The organism is Paenibacillus sp. JT22N7 (genome assembly GCF_059383875.1).
Window position 1 is genome coordinate 206,566 of the sequence record NZ_JBXENY010000012.1, and the last position, 23,434, is coordinate 229,999.

General features: G+C 50.4%; 20 protein-coding genes. 16 read left to right on the plus strand and 4 right to left on the minus strand.

Annotated elements, in window-relative coordinates:
* Nucleotides 1-17 precede the first annotated feature (17 nt).
* From AC50Y5_RS27890 to AC50Y5_RS27945, 12 genes are all read left to right on the plus strand, one after another.
* Nucleotides 18-1,088 (plus strand): M24 family metallopeptidase, encoded by a 1,071-nt coding sequence (locus AC50Y5_RS27890; protein WP_056028368.1) that lies wholly within the window; start codon nt 18-20, stop codon nt 1,086-1,088.
* Nucleotides 1,089-1,111: 23 nt separating this feature from the next.
* Nucleotides 1,112-2,308 carry an NAD(P)/FAD-dependent oxidoreductase gene (locus AC50Y5_RS27895; RefSeq protein WP_494864529.1) on the plus strand — a complete coding sequence of 399 codons (1,197 nt, stop codon included), beginning with the start codon at nt 1,112-1,114 and terminating at the stop codon, nt 2,306-2,308.
* Nucleotides 2,305-3,306, plus strand: a complete 1,002-nt coding sequence (locus AC50Y5_RS27900; protein WP_494864531.1) for a proline racemase family protein — start codon at nt 2,305-2,307, stop codon at nt 3,304-3,306. Before AC50Y5_RS27895 ends, AC50Y5_RS27900 begins: the two co-directional genes overlap by 4 nt.
* A 46-nt stretch (nt 3,307-3,352) precedes the next feature.
* The gene (locus tag AC50Y5_RS27905; RefSeq protein ID WP_494864533.1) at nt 3,353-4,354 is read left to right on the plus strand and encodes a proline racemase family protein; all 1,002 of its coding nucleotides are present in this window, start codon (nt 3,353-3,355) and stop codon (nt 4,352-4,354) included.
* A 513-nt stretch (nt 4,355-4,867) separates the two neighbouring features.
* Complete coding sequence (locus AC50Y5_RS27910; protein ID WP_494864535.1) at nt 4,868-5,755, plus strand: dihydrodipicolinate synthase family protein; 888 nt, start codon at nt 4,868-4,870, stop codon at nt 5,753-5,755.
* A 49-nt stretch (nt 5,756-5,804) separates the two neighbouring features.
* Nucleotides 5,805-7,250 (plus strand): aldehyde dehydrogenase family protein, encoded by a 1,446-nt coding sequence (locus tag AC50Y5_RS27915; protein ID WP_494864537.1) that lies wholly within the window; start codon nt 5,805-5,807, stop codon nt 7,248-7,250.
* A gap of 303 nt (nt 7,251-7,553) precedes the next feature.
* Nucleotides 7,554-7,826, plus strand: a complete 273-nt coding sequence (locus AC50Y5_RS27920; protein WP_099520054.1) for a (2Fe-2S)-binding protein — start codon at nt 7,554-7,556, stop codon at nt 7,824-7,826.
* Nucleotides 7,826-8,158, plus strand: coding sequence for a (2Fe-2S)-binding protein (locus AC50Y5_RS27925; protein ID WP_494864539.1), 333 nt, complete (start codon nt 7,826-7,828; stop codon nt 8,156-8,158). The genes AC50Y5_RS27920 and AC50Y5_RS27925 overlap by 1 nt, the downstream gene beginning before the upstream one ends.
* Nucleotides 8,155-9,390, plus strand: a complete 1,236-nt coding sequence (locus AC50Y5_RS27930) for an NAD(P)/FAD-dependent oxidoreductase (RefSeq protein WP_494864541.1) — start codon at nt 8,155-8,157, stop codon at nt 9,388-9,390. Before AC50Y5_RS27925 ends, AC50Y5_RS27930 begins: the two co-directional genes overlap by 4 nt.
* Nucleotides 9,374-11,362, plus strand: a complete 1,989-nt coding sequence (locus AC50Y5_RS27935) for a glycoside hydrolase family 127 protein (RefSeq protein WP_494864543.1) — start codon at nt 9,374-9,376, stop codon at nt 11,360-11,362. The genes AC50Y5_RS27930 and AC50Y5_RS27935 overlap by 17 nt, the downstream gene beginning before the upstream one ends.
* Nucleotides 11,363-11,389: 27 nt before the next feature.
* Nucleotides 11,390-14,056 (plus strand): LamG-like jellyroll fold domain-containing protein, encoded by a 2,667-nt coding sequence (locus AC50Y5_RS27940; protein WP_494864545.1) that lies wholly within the window; start codon nt 11,390-11,392, stop codon nt 14,054-14,056.
* A gap of 53 nt (nt 14,057-14,109) precedes the next feature.
* Nucleotides 14,110-16,308 (plus strand): LamG-like jellyroll fold domain-containing protein, encoded by a 2,199-nt coding sequence (locus AC50Y5_RS27945; RefSeq protein WP_494864547.1) that lies wholly within the window; start codon nt 14,110-14,112, stop codon nt 16,306-16,308.
* A 157-nt stretch (nt 16,309-16,465) separates the two neighbouring features.
* On the opposite strand, the gene AC50Y5_RS27950 is transcribed toward AC50Y5_RS27945, so the two are convergent.
* The 4 genes from AC50Y5_RS27950 to AC50Y5_RS27965 form a co-directional block, all read right to left on the minus strand.
* Nucleotides 16,466-17,572, minus strand: a complete 1,107-nt coding sequence (locus tag AC50Y5_RS27950) for a glycoside hydrolase family 88 protein (protein WP_494864549.1) — start codon at nt 17,570-17,572, stop codon at nt 16,466-16,468.
* 150 nt (nt 17,573-17,722) lie between these two features.
* Nucleotides 17,723-18,589, minus strand: a complete 867-nt coding sequence (locus AC50Y5_RS27955) for a helix-turn-helix domain-containing protein (protein WP_494864551.1) — start codon at nt 18,587-18,589, stop codon at nt 17,723-17,725.
* 129 nt (nt 18,590-18,718) lie between these two features.
* The gene (locus tag AC50Y5_RS27960; protein ID WP_494864553.1) at nt 18,719-19,723 is read right to left on the minus strand and encodes an aminoglycoside phosphotransferase family protein; all 1,005 of its coding nucleotides are present in this window, start codon (nt 19,721-19,723) and stop codon (nt 18,719-18,721) included.
* Nucleotides 19,724-19,786: 63 nt separating this feature from the next.
* Nucleotides 19,787-20,650: a hypothetical protein gene (locus tag AC50Y5_RS27965; protein WP_494864555.1), complete on the minus strand. Its 864-nt coding sequence runs from the start codon at nt 20,648-20,650 to the stop codon at nt 19,787-19,789.
* Between the two features lie 219 nt (nt 20,651-20,869).
* On the opposite strand from AC50Y5_RS27965, the gene AC50Y5_RS27970 reads away from it, so the two are divergent.
* The 4 genes from AC50Y5_RS27970 to AC50Y5_RS27985 all read left to right on the plus strand — a co-directional run bounded on the left by AC50Y5_RS27970 (nt 20,870) and on the right by AC50Y5_RS27985 (nt 23,306).
* Entirely contained in the window at nt 20,870-21,313 is a 444-nt protein-coding gene (locus tag AC50Y5_RS27970; protein WP_056028326.1) for an SMI1/KNR4 family protein, read from the plus strand.
* 30 nt (nt 21,314-21,343) lie between these two features.
* The gene (locus AC50Y5_RS27975) at nt 21,344-21,787 is read left to right on the plus strand and encodes a DMP19 family protein (RefSeq protein WP_494864558.1); all 444 of its coding nucleotides are present in this window, start codon (nt 21,344-21,346) and stop codon (nt 21,785-21,787) included.
* Between the two features lie 15 nt (nt 21,788-21,802).
* Complete coding sequence (locus AC50Y5_RS27980) at nt 21,803-22,324, plus strand: hypothetical protein (RefSeq protein ID WP_494864560.1); 522 nt, start codon at nt 21,803-21,805, stop codon at nt 22,322-22,324.
* Between the two features lie 97 nt (nt 22,325-22,421).
* The gene (locus AC50Y5_RS27985; RefSeq protein ID WP_494864562.1) at nt 22,422-23,306 is read left to right on the plus strand and encodes an AraC family transcriptional regulator; all 885 of its coding nucleotides are present in this window, start codon (nt 22,422-22,424) and stop codon (nt 23,304-23,306) included.
* The last annotated feature ends 128 nt before the right edge of the window (nt 23,307-23,434 follow it).

Genomic DNA, 23,434 nt, shown 5'->3' on the forward strand with positions numbered 1-23,434 from the left:
GAGGGAGCGTGAAGCAAATGGAAGCCCAGCGGCTCAAGAGGATTAGGGAACAGCTGGAACGCGAGCAGCTAGACGGGATATTGATTGCAAGTCCATACAATCGCAGATATTTGACCGGATTTACGGGTACAGCGGGATTTGTGGCGATTACGAAGGATCAGGCACTGCTAATCACTGATTTTCGCTATACGCGTCAAGCGGCGCAGCAGGCGGTTGAATACGAGGTTATCCAGTATGCAGGCAAGCCATTTGAGCTTATTCGGGAAAAGCTGGACGCGGTGGGAGCCCGCAAGCTCGGGTTTGAGAAAACTCATGTGACATTGGCAGGCTATGAAGCCTACGAGGAATCTTTTAACGGACTCGAGCTTGTCCCGACCCAAAATATCGTTGAAAAGCTGCGCGGCATTAAAGATGAGCGCGAGCAAGGGCATATTCGCAAGGCGATCGACATTACGGAAAAGGCGTTTGAGCATATTTTAGGCTTCATGAAGCCGGGCCTATCTGAGAAGGACGTATCTGCCGAGCTCGAATATTTTATGCGTAAAAATGGGGCGACCTCTTCGGCTTACGCTACGATTGTAGCCTCCGGCTTGCGTTCGGCATTGCCGCATGGGCTCGCGAGCGACAAGCTGCTGGGAACGAACGAATTCGTTACCCTTGATTTTGGAGCGAGCTATGAAGGCTATTGCTCCGACTTGACAAGGACGGTGTTTATCGGCAAGCCAGAGCAGCGGCATAAAGAAATTTATAAGATTGTATTGGAAGCAAACGAGACCACCTTAAATGGACTAAGGCCAGGCATGACGGGCAAAGAAGGCGATTCGCTGGGACGGGACTGTATTGCTGGCTACGGATACGGGGAGTATTTTGGCCATGGGCTCGGTCATGCATTCGGCTTGGAAATCCATGAATGGATGGGCTTTTCCCAGAAGTCGGATGATGTTTTGCAGCCGGGGATGATTTTGACAGTCGAGCCTGGCATTTATATCCCTGATTTTGGAGGCGTCCGTATCGAGGATGATATTTTGATCACAGACACAGGCATTGAAGTGCTGACGAAGTCGAATAAGGAATTAATCGTTTTGTAATGTAGAAGGAGGTGGCCTCGTCCATGCATGCTGAATCTGCGGAAGTCGTCATCATTGGCGGAGGCATCATTGGGATGGCCATCGCCTATTATACGGCCAAATTAGGGATGGACGTTCTCGTTGTCGAGCGCGGGGAGATTGCGGGGGGAACCTCCTCCAAATGCGACGGCAACATTTTAGCCATTGATAAAGACCCCGGCTTCGACAGCCAAATGTCCTTGAAATCCCAGCAATTAGTCGCTGAACTGGTGCAGGAGCTTGATGAGGAGTTCGAGTATCGGGCACCCGGAAGCATTCTCGTCTGCGAGACGGAGGAAGAGATGATCGCTGCTGAGCGCTGGGTTTCCCGGCAAAAGCAGGCAGGACTCCCCTTTCGGATGCTCGATCAGAAGGACCTCAGAGACGAATGGCCTTATATGGCCGAGGATTTATTAGGCGGTTTAGAGTGTGCAACGGATTCTACGGTTAACCCCGTATTGCTAACCTACTCCTTGGCTGCAACCGCTCGCCGTCATGGTGCCCGTTTTCGAACGCATACGGCGGTGACAGCGATTTTGCTCGATGAGAAGCGGAGAATTCGGGGAGTAGAGACAGCGGCAGGCACGATTAAAGCGAAAATCGTCATTAATGCGGCTGGCGTATGGTCGAAGCTTATTGGACAAATGGTAGGTATCGATATTCCAATTGAGCCGCGAAAAGGCCATATCCTCGTCGCTGCCCGCTCAGCCAACATTGGGAAACGGAAGGTGATGGAATTCGGCTATTTGATTAGCAAGTTTGGCGGGAAGCGGCAAGTCGATCCCAAGTTCGAAGCGTATGGCATTGCCCTCGTATTCGAACCAACCGCTTCCCAAAACTTTTTAATCGGATCGAGCCGCCAATTTGCTGGTATGGATACTCGTGTCGATCAAGAGGTCATTCGGCTTATTGCGCAGAGAGCGATCCGTTTCTTTCCAGTCATTGAGCATATTCCGATGCTTCGAACGTACGCTGGCCTTAGGCCATGGACAGCCGATCATTTGCCCATCGTTTCACCAATCGACGAAATACCGGGTTTTTATGTAGCAGCCGGTCATGAAGGGGATGGAATCAGCCTCGCCGCGGTTACGGGGAAGGTCATCAGTGAAATGTTAAGCGAAGCCGAGACCTGCATTCCGGCCCAGCCGCTGCGCTATGACCGATTCCGTCGTGGCGACGTTAATCAGGAGGTAGTCCTATGAAGCTTTCCAAACTGGTGACCACCATCGATACCCATACGGGAGGCAATCCGACCCGAACCGTTACGAGCGGAGCGCCGGAGCTGATCGGAAGCACGATGACCGAGAAGATGGTTTATATGTCCGAGCATTTTGACCATTTTCGCAAAGCGTTGATGTTTGAGCCCCGGGGCCATGAAGTGATGTCCGGTTGTATTTTGACTCCACCGTGTGATAAAACGGCCGATATCGGCGTCGTTTTTATTGAGACGGGCGGTTATTTGCCGATGTGCGGGCATGATACGATTGGCCTTTGCACGGCGCTGATTGAGGGCGGGATCTATCCTGAGAGCAAAAATGTCATTCGGCTGGATACGCCAGCGGGGCTTGTGGAAGCCCAGCTTGACATCGCGCAGGGAAAAGTCAAAGAAGTGACGTTCACGAATATTGCTTCTTTTTTGTACAAAAAGGATGTCCGGCTCCAAGTTGAAGGAATTGGAGAAATTTCCGTTGATATTGCGTATGGCGGCAATTTTTACGGCTTGGTTGATGCGCGTCTGCTGCAGCTGCCCTTAGTGCCTAATCGGGCTTCGGAAATCGTCCGCTTGGCGATCAAAATTCGGGATGCGATTAACGAGAGCATTGAAGTGGTTCATCCCGAGATTCCAGTCATTCGCGGGCTGACCCATATTGAGTTTTACAGCGATCCCGTATCGCCTGCTGCCCATTGCCGCAATACGGTCGTCGTGCCTCCGGGAGGAATTGACCGTTCGCCATGCGGGACGGGAACCTCGGCGAAGGTAGCCGTGCTGCATGCCAAGGGCGAACTCTCCAAGGAGCAGGAATTTGTGCATGAAAGCATTGTAGGCTCCGTGTTCCGGGCAAAAATTTTGGAGGAGACAACGGTAGGCGGCTTGCCAGCTGTCATCCCGCAAATATCAGGGTCAGCCTGGGTAACAGGCTTTCACCAGTTTGTTTTTCACGATCAGGATGAGCTGGGTAGCGGTTTTTTCTTGCTTTAATTCTACTCTGAATTTGCTCTAACGCTGGTTTGATGGAGGCTTGGATATGGAAATTAACAAATGGTATGCAGCGATTGATACGCATTCCGGCGGGGAGCCTCTTCGCATCCTGACAGGCGGCCTGCCGCAAATGGCGGGCGCCTCGCAGCAAGCCAAGTCGGTAGTTTTCAAGCATCATCATGATTCCATAAGAAAACTGCTTATGGCTGAACCGCGAGGACATTACGGCATGACAGGCGCCATCGTTACAGCTCCCGTATCGGAGGAAGCCCAGTTCGGCTTGTTGTTTTTGAATCAGGAAGGATATGCAGCTATAAGCGGACATGGAATCTTCGCGGTCGTAACGGCATGGATTGCGACGGGGCAGCTGGATGCGGCTATTGCCGCCGAAGGTATATTAATTGACTGCCCAGCGGGAAAGGTAAAAGCTATTGCTGGCTGCGAAGGGCAGGAAGTACGAACGGTATCCTTCCACAATGTTCCGAGTTTTGTCTATGCGGAGTCCCTTATATTGATCATACAAGACATTGAACTACGTGTCGATATTGCTTTCAGCGGGGAGTTTTATGCGGTTGTCGATGCTGCCGGACTTGGCGATAGACGGTCAATTCCTGAGCTTCAAGCATGCGGAGGGTTAATCCGCAAAGCCATTGAAGCGCAGCTGGAGGTTAAGCACCCGGTGCAGGAAGGGATTACTGGCATTCATGGCGTGTTTTTTTATGAAAAGGCTGAGGGCGATTCGGTTAATCCGGTCTATCGCAGCTGGTCCATATTTGCTGGCGAACAGCTTGATCGCTCTCCCGGAGGAGCGGGGGCCTGCGCCCATATGACGGTTCTGAACCATAAGGGGCTGCTGAAGCGCGGGCAGCAGGTTGTTTATGAAGGCAGCGCTGGAACGCGTGCAGTTGGCAGCGTGGAGGAGGAAATATGTGCGTTCGGGCAAAAAGCCGTCATTCCACAGCTAACAGGAAGTGCTTATGTGCTGGGCTTTATGAATTTTGTACTCGATTCTAGCGATCCGCTGGCTGATGGATTCGTACTGTACTAGAACGTGTATGAAAAAGGGGGCCCTTGCTGCTGCTCCTTGCTTTGTGCCTATTCGAGGCCAATTTCTTCTGACAATTCAAGGCTTAAGGAACCACAGTAAAGAACCACAGTATGCGATTGTGGCTGAGAACATAGTTGCAGAGAGCAATGCGGCTCAGAATACGCCGTTTTGGAAGTTCATTCCTTTTTTCGCGGACTGAGGTTCCGCTATTCTGGATTTTAATCCCATTTTAGGCCTTAAGCGGACAGGAGATCCGCTGTTGCCTTCATAATCCTCTGAAAATGACGATGGACAGCGCATTAGCGGCACCTGAGTCCGCAGACTATGCCAAAACCAGTGATTCGATTGAAATAACGGCTGCTGTGTCCTCCAAGCTGTGTCCACGAAGTCTATCTTTGTGTCTTCGTGCAGGGAGCATCCACCTGAAACGAGCAGCATGAAGCTGCTTTTTGCATATAGGGTTTAGAAGGTCAAAAATCTAAACGATTAACATTCGAGAGGAGCAATTTTGAAATGGCAAAATTTGAAGGTGTTTATGTGGCAATCGTTACCCCTTTCACTGCTTCCTATGAAGTCGACTATAAGCGTTTGACGGAGCATTGCGATTGGCTTATCGCAAATGGCATAAGCGGGCTTGTTCCTACTGGATCTCTTGGCGAATATGCAACGATGAGCAGTGAGGAACGAGCACAGGTAGTGGAGACGGTCATCGAAGCCGCAGCAGGGCGGGTGCCTGTCGTTGTTGGTTCGGCCGCGCCTTCTACGAAGCAGGCGGTCGCATGGGTTCAGCATGCCAAAGATTCAGGTGCGGCAGGGGTTATGGCGCTGCCTCCTATTAATTACAAGCCGCTTGAGCATGAAGTTGTCGCTCATTACGAAGCGCTGAATGAGGTAGGACTTCCCATTGTAGCGTACAACAATCCTCATGATTATAAAGTAGATTTGACGCCGCAGTTTCTTGCGAAGCTTTCCAAATTTGATCATGTCGTTGCGGTAAAAGAGTTTTCTGGCGACATCCGCCGCGTGCATGATATTTTGGCCCAAACCAATCTTGAAGTTATGATCGGCGTAGATGATTTGGCGATGGAAGGCCCGCTGTTTGGCGCAACAGGCTGGATTTCCGGTGTGCCCAATGCGCTGCCGAAGGAAGGCGTAGAGTTGTTTAACCTTGCCAGACAAGGGAAAATGCAAGAGGCAAGCGCGCTTTATCGCCGTCTGCTGCCTTTGTTCCATATGGATGCCAGCCCTCAGCTCGTTCAATCGATCAAATATATGATGGAGTTGGCGGGATTCCCGGTCGGTCCTACACGTCCGCCGCGCCTGCCTTTGCCAGAAGCAGATTACCAGCTCATTAGAGAAGCTTTTGAATACGCGGTTAGACCTAATCAGCCAGCAAATTAACGGAATGATGAGTTTAAAGTAGCCTAGTCCGAACAGGAGGGATCGCAAAATGACGAGCAGTCGAAATTGGATCGGAGGCGAGTGGATTACGCCAGCAGCAGGCGAATCTGTCGTTAAAAATCCATCGAACATCAAAGAGGAGGTTGGCATTCTTCATCTATCTGATCAGTCGCATGTTATACAGGCGCAGCAGGCAGCGCGTAAAGCGTTTGAAGTTTGGTCTCGTTTAACAGGTGCTGCTCGAGCAGAGCATTTGTATAAGCTTGCTGCCGCACTGGAAGCCAAGCTGGCTGAGGTAGCGAATCTCGCAAGCTTGGAAATGGGCAAACCAATTATGGAAATGCGCGGCGAAGTGATGCGTGGAGTAAATCTGCTCCGTTATTACGCGGCGGAAGGGGTACGAGCCAATGGGGTTGTCATACCTTCGAGCGAGCCAAACGTTTTGCAGCATACGAAAAAGGTTCCTTTGGGCGTCGTGGGCATTATTACCCCATGGAATTTCCCGGTTGCCATACCTATTTGGAAAATCGCGCCTGCGCTTATTTGCGGCAACACCGTTATATGGAAGCCTGCGGAATTTGCCTCCTTAACGGCAACGAAGCTTATTGAGATTTTTGCAGAGGCAGGACTTCCTGCAGGCGTCATTAATCTCGTTATTGGCAAGGGCAGCAAAATCGGAGACGTATTACTAGAGCAAATTTCGCTCGATGCGGTAAGCTTTACCGGCTCCACATCAACGGGCACTCATATTGCCCAGCTTTGTGCCAAGCGAAATATTAAATATCAGACCGAAATGGGCGGGAAAAATGCCGCTGTTGTTTTAAACGATGCTGATCTTGAAAAGACGATTCCGCTCATTGTCAGCGGAGCCTTCCGTTCGGCAGGTCAGAAATGTACAGCAACGAGCCGAATTATCGTTGAATCAGGCATTTATGCTTCGTTTACGAAAGCGCTCAGCACGGCAGTATCGCAAATTAAGCTGGCACCTGCTCTCGATCCTGCCGCTTATTTAGGCCCCGTTGCTTCTGCAAGCCAGTATGAAACGGTCATGTCTTATGTCCATATGGCCCAGCAGCAGGCGGAGATTGTTGCCCAAGGTCCAGCTGTAGCTGCAGCTGAGCAAAACGAGGGATATTACATTCAGCCGATCGTGGCCGCAGGCTTGGATGCGGGGCATCCTCTCATTCAGGAAGAGGTTTTTGGGCCAGTTGCAGCGCTGCTTCAGGCATCCGATTTTGAAGAAGCTATCGCTTTATGCAATCAATCGATTTTTGGGCTGAGCGCTTCGCTGTTTACGCAAAATTTATCCTACGCCCATCGGTTTTTGGACGAAGCGCAGGCGGGCATGGTTCGCGTGAATCAGGAAACAGCGGGTGTGGAATATCAGTCCCCATTCGGCGGAATGAAGCTTTCCAGCTCGCATTCGCGCGAGCAAGGGCAAGCGGCTTTGGATTTCTATACCGAATTAAAAACATGCGCTATCCGTTATTTTTAAAATATAGAAAAATACGAGATTTTGATCCTTTCTTTATATTTCTCGGACTGAAACGCGCCGCGCCGCCAGAGGAAGGCGGCAGCCGTTTCACCTTGAAATATAAGAAAGTATAAGTTTGGCCATACTTGTTCTTCTATTTCTCGGATTGAAACGCGCTGCGCCGCCAAAGGAAGGCGCCAGCCGTTTCACCTTGAAATATAGGAAAGGATATCCTAGTGTCATCCTTTCTCTATATTTCATCGCGAAACGGTGCTTTGCCGCCAGAGGACGTCGAAAGCCGTTTACGCTTGGGGGGCTTTTGCGATGAAGCATCCATCCTTAGTCGTTTGCCGCTGTGAAGAAGTGACCATGGAGCAATTGGAAGAAGCTTATGCGTCTGGAAGCTGCACTTCACGTCAATTGAAGATGAAAACAAGGGCTACGATGGGCGCTTGCCAGGGACGGGTTTGCCGAGCCCTTGTAGAAACATGGATTCATGTGAAAAATCCAGATGGTCCTCGAGACGCTGAATTATTATCGTACCGTCCGCCTATTCGGCCTATAACGTTTGGCCAGCTAGCAAAGGATGAAGCGTAATGGAAAGGATTGAGAACCATCCGTTACTCGGCCGTTGGCAGACGCCGCGTGAACGTGTTGCCTTTTCCTTTAATGGGAAGCCAATGACAGGGCTAAAGGGAGAGCCAATAGCGGCGGCACTGCTCGCAGCAGATATTCGCACGCTGCGCAGGCATGAGGAATCGGGGCATGCTCGCGGGCTTTATTGTGCCATTGGCCATTGCATGGAATGCCGGCTGAGCGTAGCAGGAAAAGGAATGGTACGTTCCTGTCTTACTCCGCTTGAAGAAGGAATGTGTATAGCTGAAGGGCTGCAGCTTCCAAACGAAATAACAGGGAGGAAGCTGCTATGACGAAGGAGAGAGAGCCTGATCTCATTATTGTCGGTGCTGGGCCAGCTGGCTTGTCGGCAGCTGTTGTAGCTGCCGAACACGGCCTAGCCGTCACCATATTGGATGAATTTCCCGAACCCGGCGGACGCATGCTCGGCCAGTTTCATGAAGAGAAGGGCCACTGGTGGATAGGGAAGCAGGTTGCCCATCATCTCATCGAGCAGTGCTGCGCATTAGGTGTTCATATCCGCTGCGGCGTATCGGTTCACGGCATGTGGAAAAACGATCAGCATTGGGTGATTAGAACGTCAGACGGTTCCATCACGGCAGCTAACGTATTGCTGGCAACGGGCGGTGCCGAAATTCCGCAGCCGTCTCCCGGGTGGACACTGCCTGGCGTCATGTCCATTGGCGCGGCGCAGGTTATGGCTAACGTACATTTCGTTAAACCCGGACGTCGCGGCCTTATTATCGGGGTTAACGTGCTAGCGATGGCAATCGCTCGTGAGCTGTCTATAAGCGGGGTATCCATTGCAGCCATCGTGCTGCCTTCGCAAAGCCCGCTTTCTGGAACAGACGCTTTGCCTAAAGAAAATGTAGAAAAGCTGCTCAGCTTGTCCCATTTAGCCCCGTCCGCGTTTATGAGAATGGGAGGCCGAGCTGCCCATTCGCTAAAAATGGCGGGGGTAGTATCCCATTTTTTTCCGCGAAGAGGGATCAAGCTGTGGGATATTCCCTTAAAGCTGCGGACAACGGCTGTAGCTATCAATGGCAAAGATCAGGTGGAATCCGTGACGCTTGCCGACGTAAATGGATGCGGTGAAACGATTGCCGGAAGCGAGCGGGAGGAAGCGGTTGATTTCGTCGCTCTTGCGGGCGGATTATATCCATTAGCTGAGCTAGCTTCGGTGGCCGGCTGTCCATTTGTTTATATGAAAGAGCTCGGCGGCCATATTCCGCTTCATAGCGAAGCGATGCAGACGCCTATGGCAGGGCTGTATGTAGCCGGCAATATTACCGGTGTCGAAAGTGCGCTTGTAGCGATGGCCCAGGGACAGCTTGCAGCCACTTCCATTTGCAGAGATGTTGGGCTGCTTGGCGAGCAAAGCGCTACCAAACTAGCAGAGGCGAAGCAGAAGGTTCAGCAAGTGCGGGCTTCCGCTTTAATTCAATTTCATCCGGGCATTCCAAAGGCGAGAGAGCAAGTCTACAAAATGTGGACGAAAGGCTGTGGCAATGTTGAAAATAACTGAAAACACAGAAAAATGGCGAAAGGTTTCATATAAGTCGGTCAAAATTCATGATCCCTTTTGGTCCCATTATAGAAGCCTCGTTCGTGATGAGGTCATTCCCTATCAATGGGAGGCCATCAATGACCGGGTTGAGGGCGCTTCTCCCAGCCATGCGCTGCAAAATTACCGCATAGCGGCTGGCGAAGCGGAAGGAGCGTTTTACGGTTATGTTTTTCAAGATAGCGATGTAACCAAATGGCTAGAGGCTGTCGCTTACAGCTTGCAAGCCGATCCAAATGCGGAGCTGGAAAAGCTTGCGGATGAAACGATAGAGTTGCTAGGGAAAGCCCAGCAGCCGGACGGCTATCTTAATACTTATTTTACGATTCATAATCAGGACCAGCGCTGGACGAATGAACGCGATAATCATGAAACCTACTGCGCAGGCCATCTGATTGAAGCAGCTATTGCTTATTATGAGACGACGGGCAAGCGCAAGCTGCTGGATATCGCCTGCAAGCTGGCGGATCATATCGATTCGGTGTATGGCGAAGAGCAGGGCAAGCTGCGCGGCTATCCCGGACATCAGGAAATAGAGCTTGCCTTAATGAAGCTTTATAGCGCAACGGGGCAGGAGCGATATTTAAAGCTATGCCGATTTTTTATTGACGAGCGCGGCCAGGAGCCTCATTATTTCAAGCTTGAAGCAGAGAAGCGGGCTGAGAAACGGGGACGGGAAGCGCTGCTGCGAGAAGGCTACTATTCGTTATATAAAAACAATTATGAGTACAATCAAGCCCACCTGCCTGTTCGGGAGCAGCTGGTGGCGACAGGGCACGCCGTGCGGGCGGTATATATGTATACCGGCATGGCGGATTTGGCTGGCGCGACGAATGATACAGAGCTGCTTGAAAGCTGCAAGAGGTTATGGGAAAACGTGACGCAAAAGCAGATGTATGTAACGGGAGGCATTGGCTCGAATCACGACGGGGAAGCTTTTTCATTCGACTATGATTTGCCTAACGATACCGCTTACACCGAGACTTGCGCTTCTATCGGCCTTGTTTTCTGGGCACAGAGCATGCTCCATCTTGATCCAGACAGCAAATATGCAAACGTCATTGAGCGTGCATTGTATAACGGAACCATTAGCGGCATGGGGCTGGATGGCAAAAGCTTTTTCTACGTCAATCCGCTGGAGGTGTGGCCTGCCGCCTGCAAACGTACAGATAAACGGCATGTAAAGACCGCCCGGCAAAAATGGTTCGGCTGTGCTTGCTGCCCGCCCAATCTGGCCCGTCTTATCGCCTCGCTCGGCTCTTATATTTATTCCCAAAACGAGCATGCGGTTTATGTCCATCAATATATCGGCAGCGAGACTACGCTAAAGGTTGCCGGGCAAAACGTAAGCCTTTCCCTGCAAGCTAATTTCCCATGGGAAGAGACGGTCGCCATTAACGTGACGCCTGAGCGTGACGAAGCGTTTACGATCGCCGTTCGCATCCCGGATTGGTGCGAGGGAGCAGAAATGAATGTAAATGGTCAAGCGATATCGCCAGACTCGCTGCAATTCCACAAAGGTTATGCTGCGATAAACCGTATCTGGCAGGAGGGAGATCAAATTGCGCTGAAATTTCCGATGGCCATTAAGCGCCTATATGCGCATCCTCTTGTTCGTGCGAACGCAGGCAAGGTGGCCTTGCAGCGGGGGCCTGTCGTTTATTGCTTGGAGGAAGCGGATAACGGGGCGGCCTTATCGCATATCGCGCTGCCGGAGCAAGCGGCGCTTGCTGCGCATTTTATGCCGGATCTGCTTGGCGGTGTCGTCGTCATTGAAGGGCAGGCCGTGCGAGGCGAACAGCCGGGCAGCAGCCAAAGGCTATATGAATCCCGCAAGCGAGGGGAGCATGCCTGCAGCATTCGGGCTATCCCTTATTATGCTTGGGCGAATCGTGGCGAAGGAGAAATGGCGGTATGGATTCGGGAAAGCTAATACGCGGAAGTAGAGGGAGGCTTGTTGATGAAAAAAGGGATTTCTTTCGTCATTTGCTGTATGTTATTCGTTTCGCTTTTTGCTATGCCCGCTGCTGCGAAGCCTAAGCCTGTTCAGCCGGAACCAACGAGCGACGAAGCGAAGCTTGAAGATATTTTTGGCAGAACCGTCAATCATTACGGTGTGGAGCTGGTTGACTGGCAAGGCTATATTGCCAACCCCTATGTAAAGTTGAACGTCATTCCGCCTGCCGATGCTGCTTATCCGCTCACCATAGACATTAAAGCTAAAGGCACCTCACGCTTGATGATGGACCGGCCAAGTACACTCAGCGCAACAGGTGCCCAAAAAACGCTGGCCTTTGATACTGCTGGCGAACACAAACCGTTTTTGCTGGAAATTCATCCGGATCGAATAGGCGGCAATGGCGAAATCGAGCATTATACGCTTGAGCTGACGATTACCGATGCGCTAGGAGCCGTTCGCTCGCAGACGACGCCTATTCGCGTATTGGATCAGGATGACGAGAAGGAGCCCGAGCTTCCTTTAAAATTCGATTACCGATTCGATACGATACAGCCTTATTTTAGTGATCCTGCTATCCGCGAGGCGGGCGAGCAGGCCATTAAGGATTGGTTTTATTTTTTTGATATGGAGCCATTTGATACCGTTCCTGCAAACTCCGAAGTAAGCATGCTTCCCGAAGATAACTTTGACGGCCATATTGAAGTAACGAATGATGAGCCATTCAACGGGATGTGGATTTTTCTAAGAGGGCTGAGTGGCCCTTATTCAACAGGCGCTCCGACGGACAATGGAAAATATCATAAGCGCGGCGGCATTACGATTCCGGATAAGCTTCATCGTTCATTAATGACGATTCTTGATTTTTACGATACGGCGACGCCATTTACCTCTATGGATGATGAGGAGTGGTACCTCACGGAAATGTCCAATACGTCTACCGATGTGTATGGCCTCATTATGCATGAGTTTGGCCATGCGCTCGTATTTTCCGGCAACTGGAAAGGGGTAGCTGCTTATAAGCGAAGCGGGGGCACGGCAGACAATATCGTCGCCTATCAAGGCGGGCCCGTTCCGCTCGACGGCACCTATCATATTCCGGGAGAGGAGCCTTATTGGGACCGGATCAGCGGTCAAAATGGCGGACGGACGCATCTTTTTCACAATAAGCGCTGGATGCTGACGAAGCTGACGCTGCTGATTGCAGAAAAAGCAGGATGGAAGCTGAACGATAAGCTGACTCCATTCCTGAGCCCATCCATTAAAAACATGCCGATTCCAAATGCGAAGCAGGGGAAAAATTACGAGCTGCAGCTGCAGGCGGAGGGCGGCGTTCCTTTTTACGATTGGACGATTGTAGATGGCTCGCTGCCTCAAGGGCTGACCTTGGACCGCTTCACCGGCAAAATCGCGGGAAAAGTGTCTGGGCAAGCAGAAGGAAGCTATTCGTTTACGGTACAGCTTCGCGATTACGATGAGCTTGGAACCCCCGTTCAAAAGACATTCACATTAAATGTGGGCCAAGGCGAGCTTTTAGGAAGCTATTTGTTTGATGAAGCAGACGGGGAGATCGCCCTAGATTATTCGGGAGCGGGGCACGATGTCTCGACCTTGCATGCAAGCAGAACAGATGGGGCGAGAGGGGGTGGGATAGCCTTAAATGGGGCTTCCAATTATGTTGATCTGCCACGTGACATGCTAAAAAAAGCAAAAGCGTTCTCGTTCTCTTCATGGGTGAATGTGACGGATAGCGTCTATTCTCGAAGCTCAGTTGGCGTGACGAATTCGGTCTATGACACGAGCTCGCGGATTTTTGATTTTGGCACATCGGATGCGAAGTATATGGCACTATCCACAGATTCCCAAGGCGCCTTTAGCTTTAAGGTTTCGAGAAAAGGGGGCAAGGAGGAAGCAATCATCTCAGGGGACGGCATAACCTCTGGAAAATGGCAGCATGTGGCGGTGACAGCATCGGGTAATACGGCGGTCCTTTATGTAAATGGGACGGAAGTAGCGAGGACCTCTAATTTGACCCTGGGAGCGATCGAATCCCTTTTAAAGGGCGAGCACCATTACATTGGCAAGTCTCAAAGCGATGAACGGTATTGGAATGGCATTTTGGATGAGATCAAGCTTTATAATCGCGCTTTGTCTGCCGCTGAGATTGCCAGTCTTGCAGCAGATGAGCCAGTGCCTCCAGTTGTTGATCCGCCAGAGCCCGCAAACCCTAATGTGGCGATTGAAGGAAGCATTACGACTTCCTACGTCTCGCCATGGGAGAGCTTGGTAGGGCTGAATGACGAGTACGAACCGGAGAGCTCCGCAGACCGAGGCCATCCGGTATATGGCAACTGGGACACGCACGGAACCGAGCAATGGGTGCAGTATGATTTTGACCAGCCTTTTACCCTATCATCAAGTGAAGTGTATTGGTTTGATGATAATGACGGCATTGATTTGCCGGAGTCGTTCTACATCCAATATTGGGATGGGACGAATTGGGCGCATGTGTCCAATCCGTCTGCATATGGCGTTTTGCCGGACCAGTATAATGTGACCGCCTTTGATCCGGTGACGACGACCAAAATTCGGCTAACGATGAAAGCAAAGCCAACAACTTCAACGGGCATTGAGCAGTGGAAGGTCATTCGCGTGACAGAAACAGATTAGGCTGGATTATACACAGAAGGCAGGCAATCCACAAATAAAAGGGAGGCTTGGCGATGTTGAAAAGAGGTACGAACCGCATATCCGTTAAAAAAATGATGTCAGCAGTTGTTTGTTTGGCCTTGCTGTTAGGCGTAATAGGCACGATTCCGCAAAAACCGGTGTATGCGGCAGCCAATTTTGCGGAAGTAGTGGATATATTCGGGCGGACCGTTAATGACAACGGCATTGACTTGGTCGATTGGCAGGGATATCTTGCGAATCCTTCTGTTAAGCTCACGGTTAAGCCGCCATCGAGCGCTGTTTTCCCCGTTACGATTAACCTGCGTACACAGGGAACGACCCGGCTGATGATGAATAAGCCGAGTACGCTATCGGCGACGGGCTCGGCCAAAACGTTAACTTTTACTAATGCATCCCAGCAGCTAGACTTTGAATTAGAGATTCACCCCGATCGTATTGGCGGGCCGAATGAAATCGAAAATTATACGCTGAGCATGCAGGTCATCCAAAACAATAATACCCAGAGCACGCAGACGATTCCGATTCGGGTGCTGGATCAGGATGATAATGCAGAACCGTCGCTGCCTATTAACTTTGATTATCGTTTTGATACGATTACGGGCATATTTGCCGATGCAGGGGTGAAGGCTGCCACGGAGCAGGGCATCAAGGACTGGTTTTATTTCTTTGATGAGACGCCTTATGACACAGTAGCTGCAGGAGCTGAAAATATTTCAATTCCGGGCGACAACTGGCTGAATCCCATTACGGCTACCAACAATGCCGCCTACAACGGCGTATGGGTGTTTCTGCGCGGCTTAAATGATCCATATTCTACGGGCTATCCTGCAGATAACGGCAAGTTCCACAAGCGGGCAGGGGTTCAAGGTCCGATTCACCGCTCATATGGACTGATTTTGGACTTTTACTCAGGGTTTACACCGTTCTCCTCTTTGAATGATGAAGAGTATTATTTGGCTCAAATGCCGGGATCTGCTTGTACCTCAAACTGCCAGACCGATGTATTAGGCTTAATCGCTCATGAATTTGGCCATGCGGTTGCCTTCCACAGCAGCTGGAACGGCATGGTGAATTACCATAGCGCCGGCGGCAGCAATGATGCAGAAGTCATCGCATATCAAGGGAACGCGGTTCCGCTAGATTCCAGCTATCATATTTCGGATGCCAATTCCCTTTATTGGGATCGAATCAGCGGCCAAAGCGGAGGCAGAAACCACAAGTTTCCTTCCCAGCGCTGGATGATGACGAAGCTGAGCCTCTTGATCGCTGAAAATGCGGGCTGGAAGCTGAATAAAAACCTGTCGCCGTTCGTAGCGCCGTCCATCGTAACAACCTCGCTGCCAAGCGGAACGAAGGGTGCTGCTTATTCGCAGCAGCTTACTGCCAAGGGCGGTGTGCCATTCTATGATTGGAATGTAACGAGCGGTTCGCTGCCGCCAGGACTGACGTTAGATCGCTTCAAAGGCACTTTAACTGGAACGATTGACAATAATGCGCCGCAAGGCAGCTATACGTTCACCGTTCAGTTGAGGGATTATGACGCGCAAAGCACGCCTGTCACCAAATCGTTTACGATTAATTTAGGCGGAGGCGGGACAGTCAGCGATGTCGTGGCCCAATATTTATTCAATGAAACAAGCGGAGCTTCGGCCGCTGATGCATCAGGCAATGGAAAAACAGCCACGCTGAGCGGCGGCATCACTTGGGCCGCAGGGCATGCGTCGGGCGCGGTCAATTTTAACGGTACCACTGGCTACGGCAGCTTGCCAGCCGGCATCGTAAGCAGCTTGAATGATTTTACGATTGCGACTTGGGTGAAGCTGAATTCGGTATCCGATTGGACGCGAATTTTTGATTTTGGCACAGGAACAACGGCCAACATGTTCTTAACGCCAAGTCCAGGCGGTGCAGGCTTAAGATTTGCCATTACGAATAGCGGCAGCGGAGGGGAACAGCGAATTTCAACGACGACGGCATTCCCTACAGGGGTATGGAAGCATGTCGGAGTTACCCTCTCGGGCAATACGGCAAGTCTATATGTAGATGGCGTCCTCGTTGGCACCAATGCGAATATGACGCTTAAGCCTTCCAGTCTTGGCAACACGACGCTTAACTATTTGGGCCGTTCGCAATATACGGGAGACCCGTATTTAAATGGGGGACTCGACGATTTCCGTATATACAATCGAGCGCTAAGCGCTGCGGAAATGACGACACTATTTAACAGCTAGCGTTAAACCCGGCGCACCTGTTCTCAATGTCGCTCCTAATTAAGTAAGATGCCCTCTGGAAGCTCATTGCAAAGCCCTTGTGGGCGTTGCAATGAAGGTCCGGAGGGCATTCTTTTTGATTCATTCAAATCGTTTTTTGGGGGAGGGCTGCCAGCCGTTAAAAAATGCGGTGCTTCCAGCCATTCAGCTTGGCAATCGCTTCGACATAATAATAATCGCCATAGATGAGCGATACATCGATAAAGCTGGTGCCGCTGCCCGTGCCATGCAGCAAAATCGCCTCATGCTCCGGCTGCTCCCATGTCGCATAATTTTCCGTCAGCGAACGCAAAATCCGCTCCGCGGCATTCGCATACAAGCTTTTCTCGCCGGGGGCCACAAGCTCCGCCAGCTCCAGCAGGCCAGACGCAGCGATGCTTGCTGCTGAGCTATCCCGGAACAGACGCTCATCGTCTCCGAGACGGAAATCCCAATACGGCACCTGATCATCCGGCAGACCCGAGATAAAGTAATGGGCGATCCGCTTCGCCGCATCAAGAAAACGCTCATCTCCGGTATGGCGATACGTATTCGTAAAGCCGTACAGCCCCCAAGCGGTGCCGCGGCTCCACGACGATTCCGGCGAATAGCCTTGACCGCCAAAGTTTTCGAGGTAGGCGCCAGTTTCAGCATCGAAGGAAATAATATGCTTCGTTGAGCCGTCTGGACGGATGCCGTATTGCAGCGTCGTCTCCGCGTGGCTGATCGCAATATGCTTGTAGCGCGGATCTCCGGTCACCTTGCTCGCCCAGAACAAGAGGGAGATGTTCAGCATGCAGTCGATAATGACCCAGCCATATTTGTCCTCATTCCAGGCACGGATGAATTTGCCAACCGGGTTGTAGCGGGCAGCGAGGAAGTTCGCCGCTTCGATTCCTCGGCGCAAAGCATCCTCATCGCCCGTGAGCGTATGCTTAATCACCGCAGTCGGCAAAAACTGAAAGCCAACATCATGATGCAGCTCAACCGTCGGCTTAATAAACCATTGCTCTAGCGTTTCATCCCAATGCCAAGCAGCATCCTTGTATTCTGGCTTGCCCGTCATATCGTGCATAATCCAGAGCAGCCCCGGCCAGAAGCCCGTCGTCCACCAGTCGGACCCAATATCGTCAAATTTCCCGTCCTTGCCAGCGAAATGCGGACATTTCGCTCCGATCTGCTGAACCATTCGCTCAGCCTTGCCATCCAGCCGATTCATTATTTCTTGCCAATAGGTTGTAGTCATTGTACAGGCCTCCATCACTTTGAATATGTGGTGACCTGAGTATAGCCCGTATGAGACATAGAAAGTTGCAATTGAATATAAAGAAATGTTTATATTTTGTCATTGCGCTGCAAAGCTTTGGCGCCGCTTAGGTTTACTTTGTACGGGTTGCTACTGATTTTTGCGGTATTTGAGCGGAGTGGTTCCGAGCGCCTTGCGGAATAGCTGGTTAAAATAAGAGGCATTAGGAAAACCGCTGGCAATGCCAATTTGCTCGACAGACAAATCGGTCGTGCGCAGCAGCCGGCAAGCCTGTTTAATGCGCCGAGCGGTCAAATAATCGACAAGCCGGCTTCCCGTTTCCTGATGAAACAGTCTGGAAATATACGATTTGGACAAATGCATAGCTGCCGCAAGCTGCTCCAAATGAATTTCTTCATGGTAATGGTCCTCAATCCAGCTCATCATGCGCTCGGAATAGCGCAGCGAACGATGCTGCTCGGCAGGCAGCAGGGTGCTGTCGCCAAGCTCCAGGCAGCTTACGAGCTGAAGCAGCAGCATTGTTATATTTTCAACATTTTCACGATGAATAGAACCACTGGGCTGTTGCGTGCAGTCGTAAGCCTGGAGCATCCATTCCATAACCGTGGCACGCTCGCTCAGATCAAAGCCGCAGCGATCGTTTGACCCTTGCCATAACGCCGAAAAAATCGTTTTGCGATTCGGAAAACCGAGCAGCAGCTTCTCTGCAGCATGGGGGTCAATGTAAAAAATCGAGCGCTGAAACGGATTTTCCGGTGATACGTCCGAATAAATGCGGTGCAGCTGATACGGCTGAAAGAAAAACAGCATGCCTCCGCGAATATCGTACATTTGCTGGTTGACGACAATATGCCCCTGGCCGCGGTGGATGTACATGATTTCACAGCATTGATGCCAGTGGTAATAACCTTTGTAGTGGTCGTCCGTGTACATATTATAATTCCACACAAGCGACTGCTGATTTTGAAAAAAGACAGGTTCGAACAGCTGCTTCATAAGCCCTCCGCGATGACAAAATATAAACATTTGTGTTCGATTATATTATAGCCTTATACAGAGGAAGAACGCCATGAGTCGAAAACATCTATTTTCTTGCGGGGACAAGCTGACCACGGCGCAATCGCTTTAACCGGGGCCATATTTGGCGAGATACTGCGGGTAAGCATGAAGATGGATAGCCTTGGCCTTGCGCTGAGCTTCCTCCCGATGCTCCGGCACCTGCTCAGCCTCGACATAGTCAGCCAGCACGTCAATAACGTCATCTAGAAGCTTCGCCCGAAAATACAGCTCCAGTCGTTCAATAACCTCAGCTCCTGCTCCTGCCAGCACCTTTTCTTTCCATAACGGGCAAGATGGATCATGCAATAGTGGCCAAAGCAGTACCGAGTAGTCCATCGCCGCATCGCCCTGACCGGATAGGTCATCCCAGTCAATTATTCTGAAGCCATGCCTGCTGGAGGTCAGTACATTGTTGCTGTTCAGGTCGTTATGAACAACATCGCTTGCAGGGAGTAAAAATGCAGGTGTGCGCAGGACGGTGTCCCTCAGTCTCCCAATCTCTTCCCCGAACCACAAAATCGTCTCGTCCGACACGAAATCCCTGATCAGATCGCGTAAGCTTAGAATTCCGTCGAGATCCTCCGTAAAACGGGAAATGTACTCGTCCTCGAATGCTTCCGCATAAGTACGAGTCTCAGCCTTAGGCAGCATTTCGCGAAGACGCTCGTCGCGATGGAGCTTAGCAATGGTCTCTATGACACCCGTTAGCGCAACCTCGGGATTCGGTGTTTCCATAAGCGGGATTGCATCCGCGATATATTCAAAAACGAGTCCATAGGGGTATCCCGGCACGATCTCGCGGTCAATCTCATAGACCAAGCTTGGCGCGGTGTAGGACTCAGCAAGATAATCACTGACGCCAGCCCACTGGCGCAGCCGCGGGGCATTGTCAGGTGGAGCCAGCTTGACGTGAAGCTGAGTGCGGCCGTCCGTCAGACGGATAGACAAGTTGTCGAAGCCCCCAGGATTATAGATGTATGACGCCCGAATAGCATTCGGGTCTAAACCAATGGCAGCGGCGTTTGCGGACGCCCACTCCGCAATCATTTTTTCTATTCGTTGCACCTGCATGTTTACCCCCTGCTTACTCGGCATATTTTAGTCGCTACCTGATATTTTTGCATATTATTGGCCTTAAATATATTTCCCGAACAGCTGATGCGCTTTATTCCAGTCTACGCCTAGCTCGCCCTTCCAGCCTGCCCATGGCATCTCCATATCGGAGCGTCCTTTCGTATTGCTTAGCTGGAGCCCGCCGTTCAAAACGTCCTCGATATTCGTCCAGGAGTCAGGAGCGAGGAGGAGAACTGTATTGGGCAGTATACCTACCCATGCGAGGGATTGCAAAATGCTGCGTCGCATGCCGGGCGTTCCTTTCAGAAGCTTCGCTGCGGTAAGGCGCTTCTCCAATTTGCCGGGTGTTTCACCCACTTCTGCTTCATCTAATAGGTGCAGCAGCTGGACAAATTTTTGCATATCCTCAGCGGTTGGAATAATTGGGCCCTGCGCAGTCAGCTCAGCTAACTCAGTTAAATGGGCGTAAGCGCCAACTGTTGAATCATAGGCATTCCCCAAATGAACGGCGTACCGAATATAGGCAATATGCTCGTACTGGTCACTGGTGAATCCGCAATATTTGCAGCACATGAAACGCTCTGCCTGCTCATAAGGATGCTCCTGCATATGGATCATTTGTTTATAGTTGATTAAAGAGGAGATGCCTGCTGGAAAGCTTCCACCCACACCAGCAACGAAAATACCAGCAATGCTGGCCCATGAAAATGATTCGGTGGATTGAAGCGCAATGAGCTTGCGGTTCAGCTCGTCATGGGTAAGCAGCTCGATTTTATTAGCTTCCCACTTATGATGTTCAAGCAGCTCGCGCTCGCTTGGCTCCAAAATATCCGTGTTATAAAGGCTGATGCTGCGCTCACGATCGTATTTGGAATTGTTATATTTATACAGCTTTTTGAGCGCTTTCAGCAGTTTTTTATCCATTATGTAGACTCCTTGTCTATTAGAATTAAAGGTGAATGCTGTTCAAATATAAGATTAATAGCAACGCATGGCCAATGCAAATATGGGAGGAAGAATTGGTAGAATACGCTAATCGGATGGTACAATAGGAAGCAAGAGCAGAGTGAGTAGGAAGCAGGAATGGTAGAAGCTAATATGGCTTAAAAGCTAGTTATTATCGGCAAGGAGGAGATGGATGATATGAATGAGAAGCTTATGGGACGACTAAAGGCGTTCCTTCATCGGGAGGATAATAGTACGTTAGTTGGCATTGCTGCCAGCCAAGAAGAAATCGCAAGTGCGCAGCAGCGGCTGAATGTGAGCTTTCATGCGGACTATATTCATTTTATCCAAACGTTTGGCGGTGCGTATGCAGGTCTAGCTGTACATGCGTTCTCCAACGGCTCCAGCATAGGAAAAGAAACGGTTGTCGATTTGACGCTGGATTTTCGAGAACAATACGAAGGCAGCCCATTTGCCGAGGTTTTGGAGAGCAGTTATGTCATATCGATGGATGGCTCAGGCGATCCTATTATCATTAATCCTGCTGGGCAGGTTCTCATTTGTTATCACGATAACGGGGAAATGAAGCCATTGGCAGACTCGTTTGAGGCGCTGATAGAGGATTGTTTTTTGGAGTGGTGAGGGGAAACGGATAGGAGAGGCGGAAGTCCAGTGGAGAAAAATGTTTCGGACGTATGGTTTGATTTTGCCATGCAATTTGTGGATAAGAAAAATCAGGCTGGCGGAGATTGGGGCTCCTTAACGGAGGCGGAGCAGGAAGTTGCAGCTTTATGGCTGCTGGAAGCCGATATGTATAACGGCGGGTTTCTGCAGTTTTTTTGCAACTGGGGATATGAAGCTTATTTACACGCCGTTCGTGCCTTAAATTCCATTACAGCGCCAAAAGCGCTGGATATTCTCACAGGCTGCTATGCGGTGATCGATGTTTATAAGGATGATCCGCGTTTGGAAGCGCTTTGGGACATTCCGAAGGTGCTGACAGAGGAGGAGAGCGATACGCTCGAAGAGCAGGATGAGCAGTTTTGGGAGGATGAGGACAAGCTGTCCGAGAAGGCTTATGCGCATTATTATCTTTTGTTACACTTGAAGCCTTAGATATGGAGGGAATAAATGGGGACGGATATTCATTGTTTCGTAGAGCAAAAAATGTATCGGTATGCGGGCCTAGATGATACAGGAATATGGATTTCAATTGATAAATGGACTAAAAGCCGTTGGGCCATTCTTTATCCGGAACGTAATGAAGAGGCGCCTTGGCTTGTCGAGAGGGAGGATATGATTTTTAAAGATAGGAATTATTATCTCTTCGCCATTCTGGCCAATATTCGGAATTCTGAACAAATGCCTTTTATCAGTGAACCGCGCGGATTGCCTGACGATGTTAGTCCAGAAATTCGGCTTCAAATGAAATATGGTGAGTATCACAGCACTACTTGGTTTACCGCCAAAGAACTTTTAGAATACAATTGGAACCAAGTGTTTGAGTTCGAAGACGAAACGATGGACGGAAAAGTTTATATAGATACCGTAAATTATATGGAATGTAGCCGTGCTTTTTTGGATGTCGTCAACCATGTGGTTGGAAGGGAAGAGCCCTCAACTCTACGTTTGATTATTACGTTTGATTGTTAAAAATACTTTAAATACCCGTCAATTTGGTGCATGTACTGTCGGACTCCTTCGGAGCGAATTTGATACTCTACAAGTGTGGAAGGGAGGGCGCCTAAAGATGCTTGAGCATATGAACCGGGCATTGGCCTATATGGAGGAGCATTTGACGGAGGAGATTGATTTTAAAGAGGCGGCAAGGCGGGCGTTATGCTCGGAATATCATTTTAAGCGAATGTTCTCATTCCTTGCCGGGCTTACGATGTCAGAGTATATTCGCCGCAGGCGTCTAACGCTCGCTGCCTTTGAGCTGCAGCAAAGCCAGGTTAGAGTGATCGATGTTGCGATGAAATATGGCTATCAATCACCGGACGCATTTACGAAGGCGTTTCAGCTTTACCATGGGGTTACGCCATCCGAAGCAAGAAGCAGCGGTCCATCGTTAAAGGTTTGCCCTCGCATGACCTTCCAGCTAATCGTTAAAGGAGGAGTCGAAATGAATTATCGCATCAAGGAAAAAGCGGGTTTTCGCATCGTCGGCATTCACAAGCGGGTGTCCATCCAGTTTAACGGGGTGAATCCGGAAATCGCGGCGATGTGGCAAAGCTTGGATGAGCAAAAGATAGCTGCGCTCAAGCAGCTGTCCAATACCGAGCTCTATGGCATGATCAGCGGCTCGGCGAATTTCTCGGAAGGCCGGATGGAGGAGAAGGGCGAGCTGGACCATTATATTGGCGTGGCCACAACGCTCGCGTGTCCAGAGCCATTTTCACAAATTGAGGTTGCTGCATCATCCTGGGCTGTATTTGAAGCAGTCGGGCCATTCCCGGGTACGCTTCAAGAAATTTGGGGCCGGATTTATTCGGAGTGGTTCCCGTCTTCCAGCTATGAGCAAGTAGAGGGGCCGGAGATTTTGTGGAATGAGCATAAGGACATCACATCCGCGACGTTTAAAAGCGAGATATGGATACCGGTCAGGAAGCGAATGGAAGACAGTAGCGATTGACGCAGCATAAAAAGAAAGGGAAGCCGGAAGGAATCGTGCTTCCCTTTTTGCATTCATTGAAATTGCTGAATCAAGGTTATAGGCATGGCTTTCGGCAGCACGATGATTCGGACTATTTTCATTTGTGG